The sequence below is a fragment of the Duganella sp. GW821-FHT01E12 genome, assembly GCF_059422325.1.
This window is the reverse complement of record NZ_JBWKWR010000020.1, coordinates 20993-42765: the sequence shown is the minus strand read 5'-3', so window position 1 is coordinate 42765 and position 21773 is coordinate 20993. Positions and strand designations below refer to the sequence as shown.

The window sequence follows — 21773 nt, the reverse complement described above, 5'->3', positions numbered from 1 at the left end:
AGTCCCCATCGTCTAGAGGCCTAGGACATCACCCTTTCACGGTGAGTACGGGGGTTCGAATCCCCCTGGGGACGCCATCCGCTCCACTCTCGATCGCATCCAATTTGGCGTACAATGATCATCTATATATTGACGATCAGTTTCGGGGGTTGGCATGCGCAAATCGAATGCGGAGGCGGCGGAAACACGTAAGCGTATTCTGTCGACCGCCTCCGGCATGTTTCTAAGGAACGGCATTTCGGCCACGGCGATTGCCGACATCATGGTCGCGGCCGGACTCACGCAGGGCGGCTTCTACCGCCATTTCCAATCGAAAGAACATCTGGTGGCGGCCGCCAGCGCCGCCGCGTTCGAGCAGATCCGCGCCTTGTTCGACGCCGCCACGGCCGGCAAGCCGCCGCGCGAGGCGATCGACCTGATCGTGCGCTACTACCTCAACCAGCACAAGGATACCGCGCTGGGCAACCTCTGCCCGATGGCGAACCTGGCCAGCGAACTCAGGGATGCGGACGAGCAGATCAAGGAAGTCGTCACCGACGGCTATGCGCGGCTGGTCAAACTGCTGGCCTCGCATTTGATGCGCCTCGATTACAGCGACTACGTCGGCGTGGCCGAATCCATCGTCTCCGTCCTGGTCGGCGCCGTGTCGGTGTCGCGCGTGGTCACCGACCCTGTCCTGTCCGAAACCATATTGCGCAATGCGCAGAACACGGTGAACCTGATCCTGAGCAACGCCGCCACCAGCTCCGGCCTGGAGCCGGACCAGCGGGCCGCCGCCGAGGCGTAACGGCAGCCCGGCAGGCGCGCCGGCTAGCCCTGCGGCGCGCTCCAGCCGCCGCCCAGCGATTTGTACAGGGCGATGCGGTTTTGCAGCTCGGCCAGGCCGGCGCGGATGGCCTGCTGCTGCGCCGCGAACAAGGCGCGCTGCGCGTCCAGATATTCGAGGTAGCTGGCCTCGCCGCTGTCGTAGCGCAGCCTGGCCAGATCGTGGCGCGCCTGCTCGGCACGCTCCTGCGCCCTCACCGCCTGCAACTCCTGGCCCAGCGTGGCGTGGCCGGCCAGCGCGTCGGCCACCTCGCGGAACGCCACCTGCACCGTCTTCTCGTATTGCGCCACCGCGCTATCGCGCTCGGCCACGGCCGCGCCCAGGTTGGCGCGATTGCGGCCGCCGTCGAAGATCGGCAGCGTCACCTGGGGCAGGAAGCTCCAGGCGCGGCTGCCCGAGTCGAACAGGCCGCCCAACTCGTCGCTCGACGAACCGAACGCGCCGGTCAGGCTGATGCGCGGGAAGAACGCCGCCCGCGCCACGCCGATGTTGGCGTTGGCCGCGCGCAGCAGCGCCTCCTGCTGGCGGATGTCGGGCCGCGCAGTCAGCAGGTCCGACGGCAGCCCCGCCGGCAGCGCCGCGATCGCCTCGCCGTCCCAGCGCTTGCCGGGGCCGGGCAGCAGCGCGGCCGGCACCGGTCGGCCGATCAGCACCACCAGCGCGTTCTCGTCCAGCGCGCGCTGGCGCTGCGCCTGCAGCACCGCGACCCTGGCCGCCTCCAGCAGCGATTCCGACTGCCGCAGGTCGTAGTCCGAATTGGCGCCCGAGGCGCGCAGCAGCTGCTGACGCTGATGCGAGGCGCCGCGGCTGTCCAGCGTCTGGCGCGCCAGCGCCAGCAGCTGCTCGTCGGCCAGCACCGCCTCGTAGCTGTAGGCCACTTGCGCCACCAGACTGATCTGCGCGGCGCGCTGCCCCTCCTCGGTCGCGGCGTAACGCTCCAGCGCGGCGCCCGACAGATTGCGGACCCGGCCGAACAAATCCAGCTCGAAGGCGGTCACGCCCAGGCCCGCCGTGTAGCTGGTGGACAGTCCGCCCCGCCCGCCGGGCGCCACCTGGTCCGGCACCCGCTGGCGCGCGCCGCTCAGGCCGGCGTTCACGCCCGGCAGCCGGTCGGCCGACTGCACCTGGTACAGGGCGCGGGCGCGCTCGATGTTCAGCGTCGCCACGCGCAGGTCGCGGTTGTGCTCCAACGCCATGCCGATCAGCTGCTTCAATTGCTCGTCCGTGAAGAACGATTGCCACGGCACGCTGCGGGCGGACGGGCCGTCGTCCGCGTGCTGCGGCGCCGGCCAGTCGGCGGCCACCGGCAGCGCCGGACGCTCGTATGTCGGCGCCAGCGAACAGCCCGCCAGCAGCACCGCCAGCAAGCCCGCTAAATGTTTGACGACAATGTTCATGCTGCCTCCCGGGATTCGATATCGATTTTTTCAGCCGCCGGAGCGGCATGCTTGCTGACCTTGAACCACAGCGAATACAACGCCGGCAGGAACAGCAGGGTCAGCACCGTGCCGACGCCAACGCCGCCGATCAACACATACGCCAGCGGCCCCCAGAAGCTGGAATGGGTCAGCGGGATGAAGGCCAGCATGGCCGCCGCCGCCGTCAGGATCACCGGCCGCGCGCGGCGCACGGTCGATTCGATCACGGCCTGGTACGGCGTCAGGCCGGCCGCCAGGTCGTGCTGGATCTGGTCCACCAGGATCAGCGTGTTGCGCATCAGGATGCCCGCCAGACCGATCAGGCCGAGGATGGCGTTGAAGCCGAACGGTTGATGGAACACCAGCAGCGTCGGCACCGCGCCCACCAGGCCCAGCGGCGCGGTGGCGAACACCATCCACATGGTCGCGAACGAACGCACCTGCACCATGATCACCGCCAGCATCAGGATGATCATCAGCGGGAACAGCTTGGCCAGCGCCGTGTCGGCCTTGGCGCTCTCCTCCACCGCGCCGCCGGTGTCGATGTGGTAGCCGGGCGGCAGGCCGGCCTTGAGCTGCTCCAGCTTGGGCAGGATGGCCTTGGTCACGTCCGGTGGCTGGGTGCCGTCGCGGATGTCGCCCTGCACGGCGATGTAGTTCTCGCGGTCATAGCGCTTGAGCACGGAGTCCTCCATCCGCATCTCCAGCCGCGCCACCTGCGACAGCGGCACGCTGGCGCCGCTGTCGTTGGTCAGGGTCAGGTTACGGATGTCGGCCAGGTTGTTGCGCTCGGCGTGCGGGCTGCGGATCAGCACGTCCACGGTGCGCAAGCCTTCGCGCACCTGGGTCGCGGGGATGCCGTTCAACAGCGCCTGCAACTGGTTGGCCGCGTCGCGCGGCGACAGGCCGACCTGGCGCAGCCGCTCCTGGTCCAGCGCCAGGTGCAGCGACGGCGTGCGGTTGCCCCAGTCGAGGTGGACGTCGCGCATGTCCGGGTTTTGCGCCATGATGGCGCGCACCTGGCCGGCCAGATCGCGCACGCGGTCCAGGTCGGGACCGGCCACGCGGAACAGCACCGGATACGGCACCGGCGGCCCGAACAGGAACTGGCTCACGCGCACCCGCGCCTGCGGGAAGCGGCCCTCGGCGATCATGGTGCGGATCTTCTGCTTCAGGATGTCGCGCTCCTGCGGGCCGGCGGTCAGCACGATCAGCTGCGCGAAGGCCGGGTTGGGCAGCTCGGGATTGACCGACAGGAAGAAGCGCGGCGTGCCCTGGCCGATATAGCTCGACACCAGCTTGGCCTCCGGCTCCTTGCGCAGCGCGGCCTCGATCTGGCGCACGGCCGCGTCGGTGGCGGCGAAGGCGCTGCCCGGCGGCAGGTTCACTTCCAGCGTCAGTTCGGGACGTTCGGAATTGGGGAAGAACTGCTTCTGCACGGCGCCCATGCCCACGCCCGCCAGCGCGAACAGCGCGACGGTGACGGCGGCGGTCAGCCACTTGTGGTCCACGCACCAGCGCACCAGCTGGCGCAGGCGCTGGTAGTTCGGCGTGTTGTAGATGGCATCGTGGCCGCCGGCCTTGACCGGTATGTCCGGCAGCATCTTCACGCCCATGTAGGGAATGAACAGCACCGCCACCACCCACGAGGTGATCAGCGCGAAGGCCACCACCCAGAAGATGTTGCCCGCGTATTCGCCGGCGGTGGAGCGGGCGAAGCCGACCGGCAGGAAGCCGATGATGGTCAGCAGCGTGCCCGACAACATGGGCGCGGCCGTGGCGGTCCACGCATGGGTGGCGGCGGCGATGCGGCCCACGCCCTCCTCCATCTTCACCACCATCATTTCGATGGCGATGATGGCGTCGTCCACCAGCAGGCCCAGCGACAGGATCAGCGCGCCGAGCGTGATGCGGTCGAACACGCGCCCGGTCACCAGCATGATGACGAACACCGCGGCCAGCGTCAGCGGCACGGCGGCGGCCACCACCAGGCCGACGCGCCAGCCCAGCGTGACCAGGCTGACCACGATCACCACCGCCAGCGCCACCACGAACTTGACCATGAACTCGTTGACGGCGGCCTTGATCGCGAGCGACTGGTCGGATATCTGGTCCAGCTCGATGCCGGTCGGCAGTTCGCCGCGCAGCGTCTGCTGGGCGGCGCCGAGGTCCTGGCCCAGCTGCAGGCCGTTGTAGCCGCGCTTCATCACCACACCCAGCACCAACGAGGCCTCGCCCTGGGTGCGGATGGCGTAGCTGGCCGGATCTTCGTAGCCGCGCCGCACGTCGGCGATGTCGCCCAGCTTGAGCGTGCGGCCGGCGCCGACGATGGGGATGGCCTTGACGCTGTCCACGCTGTCGATGGCGCCGTCCAGGCGCAGCTGCACGCGCGGGCCGCGCGTCTCGACGAAGCCGGCCGAGGTGACGGTGTTCTGCCGGCCCAGCGCGTCGATCACGGCCTGCGCCTTGATGCCCAGCGTGGCCAGGCGCTCATGCGAAATCTCGACGAAGATCCGCTGCTGCTGCTCGCCCAGGATGTTCACCTTCTGCACACCCGGCACATGCAGCAGGCGCTGGCGGACCTGCTCCGCCTTCAGCACCAGCTGGCGGTGCGGCAGCTGCTTGCCGCTCAACGAGAACAGCGAAAAATACACGTCCGAGAATTCGTCGTTGACGAAGGGGCCGATGACGCCGCGCGGCAGGTTGATCGCCTCGTCGCCCAGCTTCTTGCGCACCTGGTAGAACTGCTCCTCCACCGTCTTGGCCGTGGCGTCGTCCTTCAGGTAGACCTTCATGGTCGCCAGTCCCGGCCGCGCGCTGGTTTCCACGCGGTCGTAGGCCTCCAGTTCCTGCAGGCGCTTTTCCAGGCGGTCGGCGACCTGCTCCTGCATCTCGGTGGCGGTCGCGCCCGGCCAGCTGACGGCCACGGTCAAGACCTTGACCACGAAGCTGGGATCTTCCGCCCGCCCCAGCCGGAAGAACGCGAACAGGCCGGCCGCGCTGATGGCGATGATCAGGAACAGCGTGATGGCGCGCTCGCGCACGCCAAAGGCGGACAGGTTGAAGCCGCTCATGATCCGCTCCCGGTCCTGGTCTCAGCCAGCAGGCGGACCTTCTGGCCGGCCTTCAGCAGATGGCCGCCGACCGCCACCGCCCGCTCGCCGGCGGCCAGGCCCTGCGACAGGCTGGCCTGCTCTTCGCCCAGTTGCGCCACCGTCACCGGACGCAGGCTGACGGTGGAAGTCTTGTTGTCGATCACCCAGACGGCCGGGCCGTTGCCCTGGTCGGTCAAGGCGCTGACCGGCACGCTGATCGCGGCGGCGGATGTCGTGGCGATGCGGATCGTCACCGTGGCGCCCAGCGGCGCCTGGCTGGCGGCGCCGCCCAGCGTGTAGCGCGCCAGGTAGGTGCGGGTCTGCGGATCGGCGACGGCGGCCAGCTCGCGCAAGGTGGCCGGCGCTGCGCTGCCCGGCTCGCTGTACAGGGAGGCGCTGGCCGGACGCCTGGCCAGGGCCAGCTCCTGTTCGGGCAGGTAGACCTGGGCCTCGCGCGCGCCCTGGCGCGCCAGCTTGACGACGCTCTGGCCGGCCGCCACCACCTGCCCGACATCGGCCGGCACCTCCAGCACCACGCCATCCATATCGGCCAGCAGGACCGCATAGTCGCGCTGGTGCTCGGACTCGCGCGCCCGGGCGCTCTCGGCGCGGGTCTGCGCGATGGCGGCGTCGGCGGCGGCCTTGGCCTGTTCGTAGGCCTGGTTCGAGGTGGCGCCGTGGGCCAGCAGATTGCGCAGGCGCGCCTCTTCCGCCACCGCCTGCACCTGTCGCGCCTGCGCGGCGTCGACCGCCGAGCGCGCTGCGGCCAGCGCCAGGTCGTAATCGACCGCGTCGATGCGCATCAGGGGCTGGCCCTTGCGCACCGTCTGGCCGGGGTCCACCAGGCGCTCGACGATCTTGCCGGCCACCCGGAAGCCCAGTGTGCTTTCGGTGCGCGCGTGCACGACGCCGGTGAAGCTGGCCACGCCGGACGCGGCCGGCTGGGCGGTGAACCAGGCGACCCTGGCCACCGTGTCCTGCGGCGGCGCCGGGTGGCTGCATGCGGCCAGCCCAAGCAGCAGCGCGGCGGCGACGGCTGTGCGCCGGGGGAATCTGCGGAATATTGTTTTCATATGGCCCTCGTAATTTAGAGTTTTAACAAACGCTAAAAATAGAGTACATCTGCAATCTAAAAAATTCAAGCTATTTTTGCGCCGGCAGCATCAGGCGGATCGCCTGCCTGGCGTTGAGCAGGATGCGGCCGGCCGCATCGGAATCGGGCGCGAGCCTGGCCAGCATCACCGCGCCGACCATGGTGGCGACGATGGCGTCCGCCAGCTTGTCCGGCTCGGCGTAGCCCGCCTGCCTGGTGAGCGCGGCAAAGAACCGCACCATCCGCTGATAGCCGGCCATGGCGGCATCCCTGACCTGCCTGTCTGAACGGCCTAGTTCGCTCCCCAGATTGGGCAGCGGACACAGGCTCTCGCGGTCCTGCTGCCCCGACTGGGCGAGGTACAGGGCCACCGCGATGTCGAGCGCTTCGGCCCCGGCCTTGCCGCGGATCGCCTCGCTGAAAACCTCGCGCATGCGGTCGCTGGCGGCGATGCTGGCCTCGACGATCAATTGCTCCTTGGAGCGGAAATGGCGGTAGAAGCCACCCTGGGTCAGTCCGGCGGCGGCCATGATGCTGGCGATGCCGGTCTCGGCCAGCCCTTGCTCCAAAAACATCCTGGTCGCGGCCGCCACGATGCGCCTGCGCGTGTCGATCGTTTCGCTTCTTGACTTTTTCATGCTTGTCGCTCCTGTCTTGCCATTCTTCTTGCCATATTTAGAGTTTTAGTATAATCTATTTTTAGCGTTTAATTGAACTCTATAAACTAAGGAGAAGCAGAATGTCCAAGCCATGGGTAGTGGTCGTCACCGGCGTTTCATCGGGAATAGGACGGGCGGCGGCGCAGAAATTCGCCGCGCGCGGTTGCGAGGTATACGGCACGGTGCGCAGTGCCGCCGGCATGGCGCCCATCCCCGGCGTGACGCTGGTTGAGATGGACGTGCGCAACGGCGAGTCGGTGACGCAGGCGATGCAGTCGATCATCGTGCGCGCTCAGCGCATCGACGTGCTGGTCAACAACGCCAGCCTGGCGCTGGTGGGCGCGGTGGAAGAGACCTCGGTGGCCGAGGCGCAGTCGCTGTTCGAGGTGAACGTCTTCGGCCTGCTGCGCACCGTCCAGGCCGTGCTGCCGCAGATGCGCAAGCAGGGCGCGGGCTGGATCGTCAACCTGAGCTCGGTTCTGGGCTTCCTGCCGGCGCCCTACATGGGCTGGTACGCCGCCTCCAAGCACGCGGTCGAAGGCATGTCGGAAAGCCTGGACCACGAGACCCGCCAGTTCGGCGTGCGCGTGGTACTGGTCGAGCCGTCCTACACCAGGACCAGCCTGGACACCAATGCGCCCGTGGCGGCCGGCAAGCTCGCCGCCTACGATGCCGAGCGCGAGACGGTCATGCGCGCGGTCACGGGACATGTCTCCAACGCCCCCACCCCGGACGGCGTGGCGGAAACAATCGTCGCGGCCGCGTTCAGTGCGTGGAAAATGCGCCGCACGCCCAAAGGCCAGGCATCGCTGCTGAGCAAGCTGCGCCGCTTCATGCCGGCCGGGCCGGTGGACTCCGCGATCAGGAAAGAACTGAGCATGAAGACCTGAACCGGACTGGCGCCGCCCTCCCCCTGCACTGCCGGCAGATTTCAATGGTGTTGCCATAAATATACGTTTCCAGCTTATCATAGCGCCCTTCGCGGCCTGGCCGCAGCACTATGAAAGCATCTATGAAACAAAAAGTCCTTGCGTTGGCCTTGCTGGGCATGGGTATCGGCCTGGCCGGCGCCGCCCGCGCCGATCTGGCGGGCGGCTTGGCCGCTTATGAGGACGGCCGCTGCGACGAAGCGATCAATGCGCTCACGCCGCTGGCCGAAGCGGGCGACGCCGCGGCGCAGACCGCGCTGGGCGACCTTTATCTGGACCAGGATCGCCACTGCCAGGGCATGGCGCGCAATCCGCGCAAAGCGGAGCCCTGGTATTTGCTGGCGGCCCGCTCGGGCAATCCGGCGGCGCAGCGCCAGTTGATCGGCATCTACGACTACGACTTCATCGAGAAGGACCGGGTGCAGTCCACCATGTGGATCGCCAGCCTGGCGGCGCTGGGCGACGCCAGCGACCTGGCCGAACTGGCCACGCGCCAGCAACGCGCCGAAGGCGTGCCGTACGACCGCGTGCTGGCCCATGCCTTCAATCTGCTGGCCAGCCGGCGCATGGACAAGGACGATGGCGGACAACTGGCCACGATACTGGCGCGCAGCGCGGCGGAAATGTCGCCGGAACAGCTGGCCGAGGCCGAAAGCATGGCGTCCGCGTGGAAGGTGGGCACGCCGCTGCCTGCCACCTCCGTCACCGGCAAGCGCGATCCGCGCGCATGGTACCAGGGCGCAGCCGAAGCCGGCGATCTTGACGCCGCCTACAAGCTGGGGACGCTGTACTGGAAATTCGACTACGGCCTGACGGCGGAACCCGAACTGGCCGCGCTCTGGCTGCGCAAGGCCGCGCAAGGCGGCATCGCCGATGCCCAGTATCAGCTCAGCCAGTTTTACGCCATGGGATACGGCGTGCCGAAGGATTATGTGCTGGCGTATCTCCTGCACAGCCTGGCCGTCCGCGGCGGCAGCAAGGACGCGCAGCAGCGCAAGGACGCCTGGGACGATACCCTGACCGCACAGCAGCTGAACGAGGCAAACGCCCTGATCGGCAAATGGAAGAAGGGCGACGCCCTGCCCCAGGCGTCCCGCTACGGCATGCAGCGCAAGGTCAATTACGTCGAGAGCGGGCGCGGCAAGCTGGCGCCGACGCCGGAAGTGCTGGACCTGTTCAAAGCCGCCAGCGAAGGCGATGAAGCGGAATTCAAGCGCTTGCTGGCCGGGGTGGAGCACATCGACGACTACGTGGTCGAGCACGAAAAACTGCTGCACGCCCTGCTGCTGCCGGCCGCCAGCCTGCGCGCGGAAGCGGACGCCTGGCGCAAGGCGGAAAAGAACCCGCGCGACACCGCCCACTGGCAAGCGCTGCAGGCCCGCCATGCCGCGCTGCTGCCGGCCAAGACCCGCATGCTGGAGCTGGCCTTGCAGCGCGGCGCCGGCGTCGACGAAGGCACTGAGCGCGACAGCGCCGCGCCGCTGCACCTGGCCGCCATGTTCGGCACGCCCGACATGGTGCGGCTGCTGCTCCAGCATGGCGCCGATCCGCGTCAGTACGGCGGCCAGAACAGCCGGCTGGCGCCGCTGGAATTCGCGCTGGAGCAAAAGGAGCACGGCCGCGGCATGCCGGAGCTGATCACGCCGGAGCAGCGCACCGGGAATATCCTGGCGCTGCTGCAGGCGGGCGCGCTGCGGCCTTACATCCGCTACGACATCGACAATCGCCGCAAGAAGGCCGGCGAAGAGAAGCTCCCGCGCCCCTTCGCCGACTATATGCTGTGGCCCGCCGTGCTGTCGCAGACGCGCGGCACGGCGGTGCTGGACGCATTGCTGAAAACCGGCACCAGCCCGGCCGACAGCGAAGGCGGAAAAACCGCCTTCGGCTATGCGGCCGAAGCGGGCAACGCCGACGCCATCGCCTGGCTCAAGCGCCGTCTGCCACGCTACGATAAGGACAAGCGCGACCAATGGCTCGATGCCGCCATGCTGGCCATGTACAGCAACGCTCCGGAGCGCGACAAAGTGCTGCAGCAACTGCTGGACAAGAAGACGAACTGGAAGGTGGAGGGGCCGCAGGACGATAGTTTCAGCCGCAACTACCGCACCCTCTACGCCGGCAGCGCGCGCGTGGAAAACGGCACGCTGCTGAACCACGCCACCCGCGCGCACCGCTTCGAATGGATACCGAAACTGGCCGCGCTGGGCGCGCCCGTCAACACCGGCGGCAGCGAGCAGGACCTGGCCAACGCCGTGCGCGATAACGATGCCGACGGCGTGCAAGCCTTGCTGGCACAGGGCGCAGACCCCTTGAACGGCTACCAATCCGCGCTGTCGCTGGCGCTGGCCGCGCCCGGCGGCCAGGACGCGATACTCGATCTGCTGCTCGACCATATCGTGCTGGTGCAAAAAAAATCGCTGGCGGACCTGCACAACTCGCCGCTGGAAGAAGTGCTGGCGGGAGCGGACAAGATCGACATGCCGCGCCTGCGCAAGCTGCTCGATGCCGGCGCCTCCGTGCAGGGCTTGAGCAGAAACGCCATCGACGCAGCGTTCTCCGCGCCGGATCGCGCCTTGGCGGTCCTGCTGATCCAGCGGGGCTTGCTGGGCAACGCCACCGCGTCGGCCGAAGCCGACGGCAGCACGCCGGGCGAGCCGCGCTTCCTGTTCTTCGCCATCCGCCTGAACCGGGCCGACCTGCTGCCTTCGATCCTGGCGCATGGCGCGGATCCGAATCGGCGCAACCAGCTGGACAACGGCAGCGTGCAGCCCAGCGCGGTGGACTATGCGATCTCGCAGGGGAATATGGAGGCGCTGAAAGTGCTGCTGGCTCATGGCGGCACGATCGACACAAGCACCGTCCAACCCTGGGGCACGGCGCTGGACCGGGCCGTCGCTTCGCTCAACGCCGACATGCTGCGACTGGTGAGCAAGGATTTCAGCCTGCCGTTGAAACAAGTCTGCCTCAAGGCCCCGGTCCACCTGGCCAAGGTCGTGCTGGAGTCGCCGGCCAGCTACTGGACGCTATTGCGCGAACATGGCCTGGGCAGCGGCTGCGACGGCAATCAGCAAAGACTGGCGCTGTACCTGTCCGTGACGCCGGACCTGCTGCTGGAAGGCTGGCCGGGCCAGCAACTGGTGGAACGTCTGCCGCAGCTTGGAGCGGCCCGCGCAACCTTCGACGCCGACACCTGGGCAGCCATCGCCGCGAGCAAGAACGATCCGCTGGCGGGCCTGCTGGCCAAGGCCGGCTGGAAGGCGCCGGCCAGCCAGGCTGCGGCCGAGGAGATGGCCCCGCAACAGGACAAGGCCGCCGATCTGGCGCTGCAAGCCACGCTGCCGGGCCACTACTACCTGACCGGCGTCACGGAAGTTGGCGCCGAGCTCCTGCTGCGCCCGAACGGCAAATTCCAGTACTCGATGGCCTACGGCGCGGTCGACGAATTCGCCCAGGGCAGCTGGAAGGTCTGGAACCGGCAAGTGGTGTTCCGTTCCGAAAGCGGCCCGGTGAAGGCGGCGTCGATGCGGCCTTCGAGCGAAGCGCCGCCTGCCACCGTGGCTGCCGGCCAGGTGCTGGTGGAGATGCGTTATCACGGCAAGAGCATCCCCGGCTTCAAGGTCGCGCTGCTGGGCGACGCGCCACTCAAGGTGGAAGGCCGCACCAGCGCCCATGGCTGGCGCACGCCGTTCGGCGCACCGGTGCGCCAGATCGCGGTCAGCCATCCGGAAGTGAACGAAAACAAATGGATGGTGTACACCGTGCCGGCGGCGGACGCGCAGCGCGGCAGCTACCAGCTGGACTTCGAGGCGCCGGCGGCCCCGCAGTCGAGCTTCAACTTCACGCTTGAGGCGCGGGACGGCAAGCTGATACTGGAACGCGATGGACGCGATATGCAATTCGAAAAACACTGATTGATTGAAGAAAGACGAAAGAGAAAATGATGACCACAAAAACCACCAGCCGTTTGCTGTGCGCCCTTGTTCTGGCCGCCCTGGGCAGCGCCAGCGCGCATGCCGCCAGTCTGGAGTTGAGCGATTGCGACATCCTGATCGGCAAGAAATCCAACGCCGCCTACAAGGACTGGCTCAAGGACAATCAGAAGGCAGCCGAAGCGGGCGACCGCGACGCGATTCGCCAGCGCGCGATCGAAGCGCACAACCGCCTGGCCTGTTACGAGGAAAAGCTCACCGGCGACGATGGCTGGGGCGTCACCATGACTTCGTCGGACGGCAGCTCGGAAACGCGCCAGCCTTCCGGCATCGCCAATATCCGCAAGCAGCCGGCCGCCTGGCGCGCGCTGAACCAGGCCGCGAAGTATGGGCATCAGGCAGGCGCCTTCGACGTCGGGCTCAAGGGCGCGGCGGCGGAGCTGGTCGTGCGTTACGCCACCGACCTGCCGCAGCAGTTGGAAACGGCCTATGAGGACGCGGCGGCCGTGTACGAATACGACTGCGTGCTTAAGCGCCAGTTCGGGCGGCGCGACCGCGCTGCCGGTTGTGCTTCCGGGCGCGCTGCGCGGGCGCGCCTGATGCCGTTGGTCGCGGCGGAACGCCGCCAGGCGCTGGATGCTTCAGCGCGTCTGTGGGCCGAGCAGCTGCCGGCCGTGCCGAAGAACCAGTAGGGCGACGTTGCGAGCTGTGCTGCCGCTTTTAGGGCATCCGGCTCGCTGCGCCACCTTGTAAATCGCCGCGACGACTAAGCCGCATAAGCAGCGACCTTTACTCGCCGGCGTGGAGCAACAACGACACAGATCAAATCCGCGCCGGGTTGCCATGGACTGGTTCCGACTCCCCTGTTACTCTCGAATGCCAGCCGAGTTACGGGATCGCCTGACATAGAGCCAAGAGCCATCGTGAAGCATTCAGAGTAGTCTGCCGGGTCGGAGGCGAGCGGCCCCTCAGCATCATCCGAAACAACGGCATGTACGATTGAACCTGGCGAATCTGGCCAGGCATTCACGGTCGCGAAATTTCTCAATCCACCCAGAAGCAGCACGAGGAGATCATCATGAGGTGCTCCTGCAGATACACCTGGCGTACATTGTTAGCCATCATCCTGGCTTTATCTTCGATCTCCGCCAGGGCCGTTCCGAGCTTCGCACGTCAAACCCAGCTAGATTGTTTCGTCTGCCACGTGAGCTGGCCTGAGCTGACTCCCACCGGGCGGCAATTCAAGTTAAATGGCTATACATTGGGGCCGCGCCTGAAGTTTCCCGTGGCCGGGATGGTCCAGCTGTCGTACTCGGAAACACGAACCACTGGACCAGATTTCGCGCAGGGTTTTCCCAAGGATCGGAATGCGGTGCTGCAAGCAGCGAGCGTATTTTTCAGCGGAAAGCTGAGCGACCACATGGGGGTCTTTTCACAGTTCACTTATGACGGCGTTGAGCATCGCACCAGCATCGATAACGTCGACCTGCGCTACGCAAACCACATCGACATCGGCAAGCACGACCTGCTCTATGGATTCACCCTCCATAACAACCCACAAGTTCAAGACGTTTACAACACGGTGAGCGCCTGGGGCTTTCCCTTCGCGTCGTCGCCAACCGCAAACGCGCCCGCCGCCTCGCCCCTGGTGAGCAATCTGGGCCAGCAAGTGGCAGGCATGGGCGCAAACATTTTATGGCGCAACACGCTATATGCCGAACTGACGGCATACCGCACCAGCAATCGGCTGTTCTCGCCATTGCGGCTTGGGGTCCCGCGTGACACGGCGGCGGCCCTTGATGGCTACAACCCCTACTGGCGGCTCGCGCTACAACATGACTGGGATGGCGGCAAACATTCGGCCATGGTGGGGACCTTTGGCCTGGTCGCCGATGTCTTCCCGGACAACAAAGTGCTCACCGGCCCGACTGATCACTTCCGCGATATCGGCGCCGATGCGCAATACCAGTACATCACGGATCGACACCGCCTTACGGGCCAGCTTAATTTTGTGCGTGAATCAGTGGTCTGGAACGCCGGCGCCCAGACCAGCAACAGCAGGGACAAGCTGTATGAATTCCGGGCAAAAGCGACCTACTATTTTGAAAAAAAGTACGGCATTAACCTGTCACGCTTCGACATCCACGGCAGCATCGACAGTGGCCTTTACAGCACGGGCGACCCGATCACAGGCAGCGCCAGCGGCAGTCCTGACAGTTCTGGCTGCATCCTGGAGTTCAACTACCTCCCCCGCCGCGACATTCGCCTGATGCTCCAGCTCACGCACTACGACAAGTTCAACGGAGCGAAGCGAAACTATGACGGCTTCGGCCGCGCCGCAAGCGCCAACGACACCATATATCTGCTGGGCTGGTTCATGTTCTGACCGTCCGGCACTTTTCAAGCAGAGATCATCATGAACGCACACGATACGGCCCGACGACGCCTGCTCGGCGTGTCTGCCGCCACACTGACATTAAGCGCGCTAGGCGGAGCAACCCTTGCCCGTGCCGGCGCGGCAACCAAGGACGCTTTGCACTACCAAGATCAACCAAAAGACGGTCAGCGTTGCGCGGACTGCGTGCAGTTTATCGCACCGGATGCAGGCCGTCATTCCGGCAACTGCCGGATCGTCGCTGGCGAGATCAACGCAAACGGCTGGTGCATGGCATTTACGGCCAAAACACCGGATTGACCACCATTCAACATTGCCCTGACGGCTCCCGGCTCCGCATTTCAATCAAAAAAAAAAAAGAGCCCCATCACTGGGGCTCCTTCTCTTGTTCTGGCGGAGACGGTGGGATTCGAACCCACGATACAGGTATAAGCCGTATGCATCCTTAGCAGGGATGTGCCTTCGGCCACTCGGCCACGTCTCCTAGTCGATTACTCAACTATGTCTTTTCTACCAAACTGCGCTAGAGCAGACGACCGTCATAGTATAGAGCGAGACCACTTTGGTCAAGGCTACATGACGATATTTTTTGAAAAAATTATGCCTTCTCCAACTCGAACGCTTTGTGCAGCGCGCGGACGGCCAGTTCCATGTATTTTTCGTCGATCAGCACGGAGATTTTGATCTCCGACGTCGAGATCATCATGATGTTGATGCCCTCTTCCGACAAGGTGCGGAACATCTGCGAGGCCACGCCCACGTGCGAGCGCATGCCTACGCCCACCACCGAGATCTTCGAGACCTTGGCGTCGCCGGTGATGCTGGCCGCGCCCAGTTCCGCCTTGGTGCTGTTGAGCACGTCGATGGCGCGCTGGTAGTCGTTGCGCGACACGGTGAAGGTGAAGTCGGTTTTACCGTCGACCGACTGATTCTGTATGATCATGTCGACTTCGATGTTGGCGTCGGCCACCGGGCCCAGGATGTGGTACGCCACGCCTGGACGGTCTGGCACGCCCAGCACGGTGATTTTGGCCTCATCGCGGTTGAACGCGATACCGGAGATGACTGCTTGTTCCATGTGTGTGTCTTCCTCAAACGAAATCAGGGTGCCCGAGTTGGCTTCTACTTCCAGGTCCAGCATAGGGTCGGTCAGCGACGACAGAACGCGGGTCGGCACGCGGTAGTTGCCGGCGAATTCCACCGAACGGGTCTGCAGCACTTTCGAGCCCAGCGACGCCAGTTCCAGCATTTCCTCGAACGTGATCGCCTTCAGGCGGCGCGCTTCCGACACCACGCGCGGGTCGGTCGTGTAGACGCCGTCGACGTCGGTGAAGATCAGGCATTCGTCGGCCTTCATCGCGGCGGCGATCGCCACGGCGGAGGTGTCCGAGCCGCCGCGGCCGAGGGTCGAGATGTTGCCGCCCTCGTCCACGCCCTGGAAGCCGGTGATGATGACGATCTTGCCGTCGTCCAGGTCGCGGTTGACCTTCTCGCTGTCGATCGACTGGATGCGGGCTTTGGTGAAAGCGGAATCGGTTTTAATCGCGACTTGCCAGCCGGCGTAGGACACGGCCTTCTTGCCGATCGCCAGCAGCGCCATCGACAGCAGGCCGACCGACACCTGCTCGCCGGTGGAGGCGATCATGTCCAGTTCGCGCGGGTCGGGCTGGGCCTGGATTTCCTTGGCCAGCGCGATCAGGCGATTGGTCTCGCCGGACATTGCCGATGGCACGACCACGATGCGGTGCCCGGCGTCATGCCACTTGGCGACACGCTGCGCCACGTTCTTGATACGGTCCGTCGAACCCATCGACGTACCGCCATATTTGTGCACGATTAAAGCCATAACAGTGAGTTTTCCGCTCAAATAAAGGTAAATGGAACCCTTAACTCTACATGCCGCACTGCAAAATAACAAGTCAAAAAACTCATAATGTCATACCGAATAGACATATCTACATACAAAATTCGGCAGATGCGCCCGATTGTCTATACAGCCTGCCAACGCAGGCGCCAGCGTGAAGCCCCTTCATCCACCAGATGATTGCAATCCATGCCAACCCCGGCCGCGAACAACACCTGCCTGCCGGCGCTCACCACCGGCAGGCGCGAACGCTCCCAGGCCGGGATGTCCAGCGCCTGGTAATGATACTTGAGCCCGCGCGTTGGCCGGTTGTGGGCCGGCTTGAGGCGCTCGCCGCCCTTGCGGAATTCGATCAGCAGCGGCTGGCCGCGCAGCCAGTCCGCATCCAGCCCACCCTCGCCCGCGCCGGCGGGGTCAAAATGCAACACGCCGCCGTAGGCCGGGAAGGCCAGCTCGGTTTCGCCGTTCCAGTGGAAGGTGGTGCCCGGCGTTTTGTCGAACTCGTCTTCGCGCGTGCCCTCCAGGTCGGCCAGCTTGGGCGTGATGTGCAGGCGGTCGCGGTGGCGCCGGACGTGGCAATCGGGATGCGTCACCAGCGGCTGGGCGCCGTCGCGCGCCTCCAGCAGCTGGGCCAGCATCTCGGACAGCCACGCCGCGCTCGGCATGCGCAGCTGGCGCGTGCCGAACCAGTAGCGCAGCATGTTGTAGCTGCGGTCCAGGCTCAGCATGCGCAGCTTGGCGATGTCGATGCAGTCGTCGACCAGGCACAGGGCCAGGTCCTGCTGCGCCAGCTCGGTCAGCAGGCGCTGGGCCGATTGCGCGTGCTGGGCGCTGCGCGCGAAGCGTTCCTGGAAGCCGGGGAAGGCTTCGTCCAGCGCCGGCATGACCTTGTGGCGCAGCGCGTTGCGGGCGAAGCGCGGGTCGTCGTTGGACTCGTCATTGATGTAGGCGATGTCGTGCGCGGCCACATACGCGGCCAGCTGCTTGCGCGAGGCCGGCAGCAATGGACGCGCCATCACCAGACCGGGATTGGCCAGCAGCTCGGGCGCGGCGTTGGCGGCGTCCATGCCGGACAGGCCGGCCGGGCCGGAGCCGCGCAGCAACTGCAGCAGCACGGTCTCGGCCTGGTCGTCGAGGTGGTGCGCGGTCAGCAGCAGCTCGACCCCGTGCGCGGCGCACAGCGCGCCCAGCGCGGCGTAGCGCGCCTTGCGGGCGGCCGCCTCGGTGCCGCTCTTCTGCTGGTTGGCCAGCTGCACGCGGCGCGCCTCGAAGGTGACGCCCAGCGCGGCGCAGGCTTGCTCGCAGTGCGCCAGCCAGGCGTCGGCGTTGGCGCTGATGCCGTGGTGGACGTGGAAGGCGTACAAGGCCACGCCATGCGCCTGCGCGTAGGCGTGCGCCAGGTGGAGCAGCGCCGACGAGTCGAGGCCGCCGCTGAGGGCCACTGCCATGCGCGGAGCACCCTGCCGCTGCGCCAGCGCCGCCGTGACGGCCTGTTCGAAGGTTGAGGACAAGGTCGGGATCTGTTGCTTCTTCAATTGCTGCTCCAAAATGCAAACCGGGGGCAAGCGCCCCCGGTCGTGGTGTCGTGCCGCGCGCTTACTCTTGCGGCGTGGTTTCTTTGAACTTACCGTAGCTCATCAGCTTTTCGTGACGCGCTTCCAGCAGGTCCTTGGTCTTCATGCCGTGGAACTGGCGCAGCGAATCGGCCAGCGCGCGCTTGAGCAGCGTGGCCATCTGCTTCGGATCGCGGTGCGCGCCGCCCAGCGGCTCGCTGACGATCTTGTCGATCAGGCCCATGGCCTTCAGGCGGTGCGCGGTCAGGCCCAGCGCTTCGGCCGCGTCGGCGGCGCGCTCGGAGGTCTTCCACAGGATCGAGGCGCAGCCTTCCGGCGAGATCACCGAGTAGGTCGCGTATTGCAGCATCAGCACCGCGTCGCCCACGGCGATCGCCAGCGCGCCGCCGGAGCCGCCTTCGCCGATGATGGTGGCGATCAGCGGCACTTTCAGTTCCGCCATCACATACAGGTTGTGGCCGATCGCTTCGGACTGGCCGCGCTCTTCCGCGTCGATGCCGGGGAACGCGCCCGGCGTGTCGACAAAGGTGAAGATCGGGATGCCGAACTTTTCTGCCAGCTTCATCAGGCGCATGGCCTTGCGATAGCCTTCCGGCTTCGGCATGCCGAAGTTGCGCATCGCGCGTTCCTTGGTGTCGCGGCCCTTCTGGTGGCCGATGACCATGCAGGCCTGGCCGTTGAAGCGCGCCAGGCCGCCGACCACGGACAGGTCGTCCGCGTAGCTGCGGTCGCCGTGCAGTTCGTGGAAGTCGGTGAAGATTTCGTTCACGTAGTCCATCGTGTATGGACGCTGCGGGTGGCGCGCGATCTGCGCGACCTGCCAAGGGGTCAGCTTGGCATAGATGTCCTTGGTCAGTTGCTGGCTCTTTTTGGCCAGACGGTCGATCTCCTCAGAGATGTCGACAGCCGAATCGTCCTGAACGAAACGCAGCTCTTCGATTTTGCCATCGAGTTCGGCGATCGGTTGCTCAAAGTTGAGGAAAGTCGTTTTGGTCATTGTACCTCCGTGATTATTCTCAGCCATGCGGGCACAAAAACGCCTCGCACAGCGATTAGAGCATCTATTCTACAGCAACCGGGTCCAGGCTACGCCATAAGTACCAGGTGGCGACGGTGCGCCACGGCTCCCAGTTGGCCGAAACCTCGCGCGCATCGCTGCGGGACACAGGTTCGCCCGAAAAATAATTCTGGCTGATGCCCTGGATCAAACCGGGGTCATCGAGCGGCAAAACATTCGGCCGCAGCAGATTAAATATCAAAAACATCTCGGCTGTCCAGCGGCCGATGCCGCGGATCTGCACCAGTTCAGCGATGACGGCCTCGTCGTCCATCTGGTCCCACTGGCTGGTGTGGACGCGCTTGTTCTTGAAGTGGTCGGCCAGGTCGAGGATGTATTCGGTCTTGCGCTTGGACAGGCCGCAGGCCGACAATTGCTCGGCGCCGGCCTTGATGATCTGGGCCGGCGTGCACTTCGGGCTGACCTGGAGCAGTTTTTTCCAGGCGGTGTCGGCCGCCTTGGTGGTCACTTGCTGGCCGACGATGGAACGCGCCAAGGTGGTGAACGGGTCGTCATGGCCGACCAGGTGCAGGTCGCCAAACTGCGGGATCAGCTTTTTCATGATGCGGTCCCGCTTCATGAGCTCGATCTTGGCCTGTTCCCAGTACGGCGGCACGGCCGATACCGGGCCGCCTGCGCCCTCGTTATCCTTGGCGGTGACCATTATGCGCGGCGCCAGTTGGTCGTGCCGTCAGGCTTGTCTTCGAGGATGATGCCGGCCGCCAGCAGCTCGGCGCGGATCTTGTCCGATTCGGCGAAGTTGCGCGCCTTCTTGGCTTCGATGCGCTTGGCGATCTGTTCGTCGATGGCGGCGTCGCCGGAAGCGTCGGTGTCGCCCACGGCGGCCTGGCGGAACTGCTGCGGCGTGCGGGCCAGCAGGCCGATCACGCCGGCCAGCGACTTGAGCTGGCGCGCCACGGCCGGCGCTTTCGACTTGTTGAGCTCGCTCACCAGGTCGAACAGCACGGCCAGCGCGACCGGCGTGTTGAAGTCGTCGTCCATGGCCTCGGAGAAGCGCACCGCGTGCGGCTCGCTCCAGTCCAATGGCAGGCCGTCGCCCTCCACGCCGTCCAGCGCGGTGTACAGGCGGGTCAGCGCGACGCGGGCGTCGTCCAGGTGGGCGTCCGAGTAGTTCAGCGGGCTGCGGTAGTGGGCGCGCAGGATGAAGAAGCGCACCACTTCGGCGTCGTACTTCTTGAGCACGTCGCGGATGGTGAAGAAGTTGCCCAGCGATTTGGACATCTTCTCGTTGTCGACGCGCACGAAGCCGTTGTGCACCCAGTAGTTGACCATGGTGTGGCCGAACGCGCCTTCCGACTGCGCGATCTCGTTTTCGTGGTGCGGGAACTGCAGGTCCGCGCCGCCGCCGTGGATGTCGAAGTGTTCGCCCAGCAGCGCCGAGCACATGGCCGAGCACTCGATGTGCCAACCCGGACGGCCCTTGCCCCACTTGGAGTCCCACTTGACCTCGTCCGGCTCGGAGTCCTTGGACGCCTTCCACAGCACGAAGTCCAGCGGATCGCGCTTGCCGGTGTTGACGTCGACGCGCTCACCGGCGCGCAGGTCGTCGAGCGACTTGCCGGACAGCTTGCCGTAGTTGGGGAAGTTGCGCACCGCGTAGTTGACGTCGCCGTCCGCGCCCTGATAGGCCAGGTCCTTCGATTCCAGCGTCTCGATCAGCGCCAGCATCTGCGGCACGTATTCGGTGGCGCGCGGCACCAGCGTGGCCGGCAGGATGCCCAGCGCGCCGGTGTCCTCGTCCATGTAGCGGGTGAAGCGGGTGGTCAGCTGCGAGATGGTTTCGCCGTTCTCGACCGCGCGCTTGATGATCTTGTCGTCGATGTCCGTGATGTTGCGCGCATACGTGACCTGGTAGCCGGAGGCCATCAGCCAGCGGTACATGACGTCGAACGCCATCATCATGCGGGCGTGGCCGATGTGGCAGTAGTCGTAGATGGTCATGCCGCAGACGTACATGCGGACTTTGCCTGCCTCGATGGGAACGAATGTCTGCTTGTCACGCGCCAGCGTGTTGTAAATCTTTAAATTGCTCATCGGGCTCTTGCTTGTTCTCTTTTAAGCGGGTGCCGCGGCCCAAGGCAATACGAGAACCGGGCGCGGCGCGGTAGGCGCGCACCTGGCATTCGTCGTATCGCATTGGAGACCAGCTGACACTCGGTAGTTATTCTTTCCACCTTCTAAGGGGTAGAATGAACAAGTATAGCATTGATAAAAACAGCAGAGACCCAATCTGACTGAGGATTTTTGGCAAGTCGGCCAGTTTAAACCACCACGAGGAAGCAACAATGCACCAAACCCAGCCATCGCTGTTCGCCAAACTGATGACCTTGTTTGCCGGCGTCGCCCTGTCCGGCGCCGCGCTGGCGGCCACCCCGGCCGCCGCCAACCCCACGCCGCAAGTGGAAATCAAGACCTCGATGGGCGACATCGTGGTCGAACTGAACCACGAGAAGGCGCCCAAGTCGGTCGACAACTTCCTGACCTATGTGAAGGCCGGCTTCTACAAGGGCACCATCTTCCACCGCGTGATCGACGGCTTCATGATCCAGGGCGGCGGCTTCGACGAAAAGCTCAAGCAAAAGAAAACCAACCCGCCGGTGCCGATCGAATCGCAGAACGGCCTGACCAACAACACCTACACGCTGGCCATGGCCCGCAGCGGCGATCCTAATTCCGCCACCTCGCAGTTCTTCATCAACGTGGCCGACAACGACGCCCTGAACTACCCCGGCCGCGACGGCTTCGGCTACACGGTGTTCGGCAAGGTCATCAAGGGCCAGGAGGTGGTCGACAAGATCAAGGGCGTGCTGGTCGACGACAAGGGCATCTTCCAGAACATCCCGGTGATCCCGGTCGTGATCAAGTCGGCGACGATTTTGAAGACCCCAATCCAGCCAAAACTGTAAAATAGCG

16 protein-coding genes and 2 tRNA genes are annotated in these 21773 nt (G+C 65.4%); 8 read left to right on the top strand and 10 right to left on the bottom strand.

The window, feature by feature from the left end; all coding sequences use genetic code 11:
- Position 1: 1 nt before the first annotated feature.
- Positions 2 to 77 (top strand) — tRNA-Glu (locus AC07WS_RS29845).
- Positions 78 to 154: 77 nt separating this feature from the next.
- Entirely contained in the window at positions 155 to 787 is a 633-nt protein-coding gene (locus AC07WS_RS29840) for a TetR/AcrR family transcriptional regulator (RefSeq protein WP_494732555.1), read from the top strand.
- A gap of 23 nt (positions 788 to 810) precedes the next feature.
- On the opposite strand, the gene AC07WS_RS29835 is transcribed toward AC07WS_RS29840, so the two are convergent.
- The 4 genes from AC07WS_RS29835 to AC07WS_RS29820 form a co-directional block, all read right to left on the bottom strand.
- Positions 811 to 2223, bottom strand: a complete 1413-nt coding sequence (locus tag AC07WS_RS29835) for an efflux transporter outer membrane subunit (protein ID WP_494732554.1) — start codon at positions 2221 to 2223, stop codon at positions 811 to 813.
- Entirely contained in the window at positions 2220 to 5318 is a 3099-nt protein-coding gene (locus tag AC07WS_RS29830) for an efflux RND transporter permease subunit (RefSeq protein WP_494732553.1), read from the bottom strand. Before AC07WS_RS29830 ends, AC07WS_RS29835 begins: the two co-directional genes overlap by 4 nt.
- Complete coding sequence (locus AC07WS_RS29825) at positions 5315 to 6412, bottom strand: efflux RND transporter periplasmic adaptor subunit (protein WP_494732552.1); 1098 nt, start codon at positions 6410 to 6412, stop codon at positions 5315 to 5317. Before AC07WS_RS29825 ends, AC07WS_RS29830 begins: the two co-directional genes overlap by 4 nt.
- A 70-nt stretch (positions 6413 to 6482) precedes the next feature.
- Positions 6483 to 7070, bottom strand: coding sequence for a TetR/AcrR family transcriptional regulator (locus tag AC07WS_RS29820; protein WP_494732551.1), 588 nt, complete (start codon positions 7068 to 7070; stop codon positions 6483 to 6485).
- Between the two features lie 101 nt (positions 7071 to 7171).
- On the opposite strand from AC07WS_RS29820, the gene AC07WS_RS29815 reads away from it, so the two are divergent.
- The 5 genes from AC07WS_RS29815 to AC07WS_RS29795 all read left to right on the top strand — a co-directional run bounded on the left by AC07WS_RS29815 (position 7172) and on the right by AC07WS_RS29795 (position 14644).
- Complete coding sequence (locus AC07WS_RS29815) at positions 7172 to 7981, top strand: oxidoreductase (protein ID WP_494732550.1); 810 nt, start codon at positions 7172 to 7174, stop codon at positions 7979 to 7981.
- A 122-nt stretch (positions 7982 to 8103) separates the two neighbouring features.
- The gene (locus tag AC07WS_RS29810) at positions 8104 to 11931 is read left to right on the top strand and encodes a hypothetical protein (protein WP_494732549.1); all 3828 of its coding nucleotides are present in this window, start codon (positions 8104 to 8106) and stop codon (positions 11929 to 11931) included.
- 26 nt (positions 11932 to 11957) lie between these two features.
- Positions 11958 to 12641 carry a hypothetical protein gene (locus tag AC07WS_RS29805; RefSeq protein WP_494732548.1) on the top strand — a complete coding sequence of 228 codons (684 nt, stop codon included), beginning with the start codon at positions 11958 to 11960 and terminating at the stop codon, positions 12639 to 12641.
- A 419-nt stretch (positions 12642 to 13060) separates the two neighbouring features.
- Positions 13061 to 14335 (top strand): cytochrome C, encoded by a 1275-nt coding sequence (locus AC07WS_RS29800; RefSeq protein ID WP_494732547.1) that lies wholly within the window; start codon positions 13061 to 13063, stop codon positions 14333 to 14335.
- Between the two features lie 30 nt (positions 14336 to 14365).
- A complete protein-coding gene (locus tag AC07WS_RS29795; protein ID WP_494732546.1) occupies positions 14366 to 14644 on the top strand; it encodes a high-potential iron-sulfur protein in 279 nt (92 codons plus the stop codon).
- 91 nt (positions 14645 to 14735) lie between these two features.
- Here AC07WS_RS29795 and AC07WS_RS29790 read toward each other — a convergent pair.
- From AC07WS_RS29790 to cysS, 6 genes are all read right to left on the bottom strand, one after another.
- A tRNA-Ser gene (locus AC07WS_RS29790) sits at positions 14736 to 14828 on the bottom strand.
- 114 nt (positions 14829 to 14942) lie between these two features.
- Positions 14943 to 16190 carry an aspartate kinase gene (locus tag AC07WS_RS29785; RefSeq protein ID WP_494732545.1) on the bottom strand — a complete coding sequence of 416 codons (1248 nt, stop codon included), beginning with the start codon at positions 16188 to 16190 and terminating at the stop codon, positions 14943 to 14945.
- A gap of 143 nt (positions 16191 to 16333) precedes the next feature.
- A complete protein-coding gene (gene tilS / locus AC07WS_RS29780; RefSeq protein WP_494732544.1) occupies positions 16334 to 17743 on the bottom strand; it encodes a tRNA lysidine(34) synthetase TilS in 1410 nt (469 codons plus the stop codon).
- A 61-nt stretch (positions 17744 to 17804) separates the two neighbouring features.
- Positions 17805 to 18779 (bottom strand): acetyl-CoA carboxylase carboxyltransferase subunit alpha, encoded by a 975-nt coding sequence (locus AC07WS_RS29775; RefSeq protein WP_117009956.1) that lies wholly within the window; start codon positions 18777 to 18779, stop codon positions 17805 to 17807.
- Positions 18780 to 18843: 64 nt separating this feature from the next.
- Positions 18844 to 19503 (bottom strand): DNA-3-methyladenine glycosylase family protein, encoded by a 660-nt coding sequence (locus tag AC07WS_RS29770; protein ID WP_494732543.1) that lies wholly within the window; start codon positions 19501 to 19503, stop codon positions 18844 to 18846.
- Positions 19503 to 20894 (bottom strand): cysteine--tRNA ligase, encoded by a 1392-nt coding sequence (cysS, locus tag AC07WS_RS29765; RefSeq protein WP_494732542.1) that lies wholly within the window; start codon positions 20892 to 20894, stop codon positions 19503 to 19505. Before cysS ends, AC07WS_RS29770 begins: the two co-directional genes overlap by 1 nt.
- A 251-nt stretch (positions 20895 to 21145) precedes the next feature.
- On the opposite strand from cysS, the gene AC07WS_RS29760 reads away from it, so the two are divergent.
- Positions 21146 to 21766, top strand: coding sequence for a peptidylprolyl isomerase (locus AC07WS_RS29760; protein WP_494732541.1), 621 nt, complete (start codon positions 21146 to 21148; stop codon positions 21764 to 21766).
- The last annotated feature ends 7 nt before the right edge of the window (positions 21767 to 21773 follow it).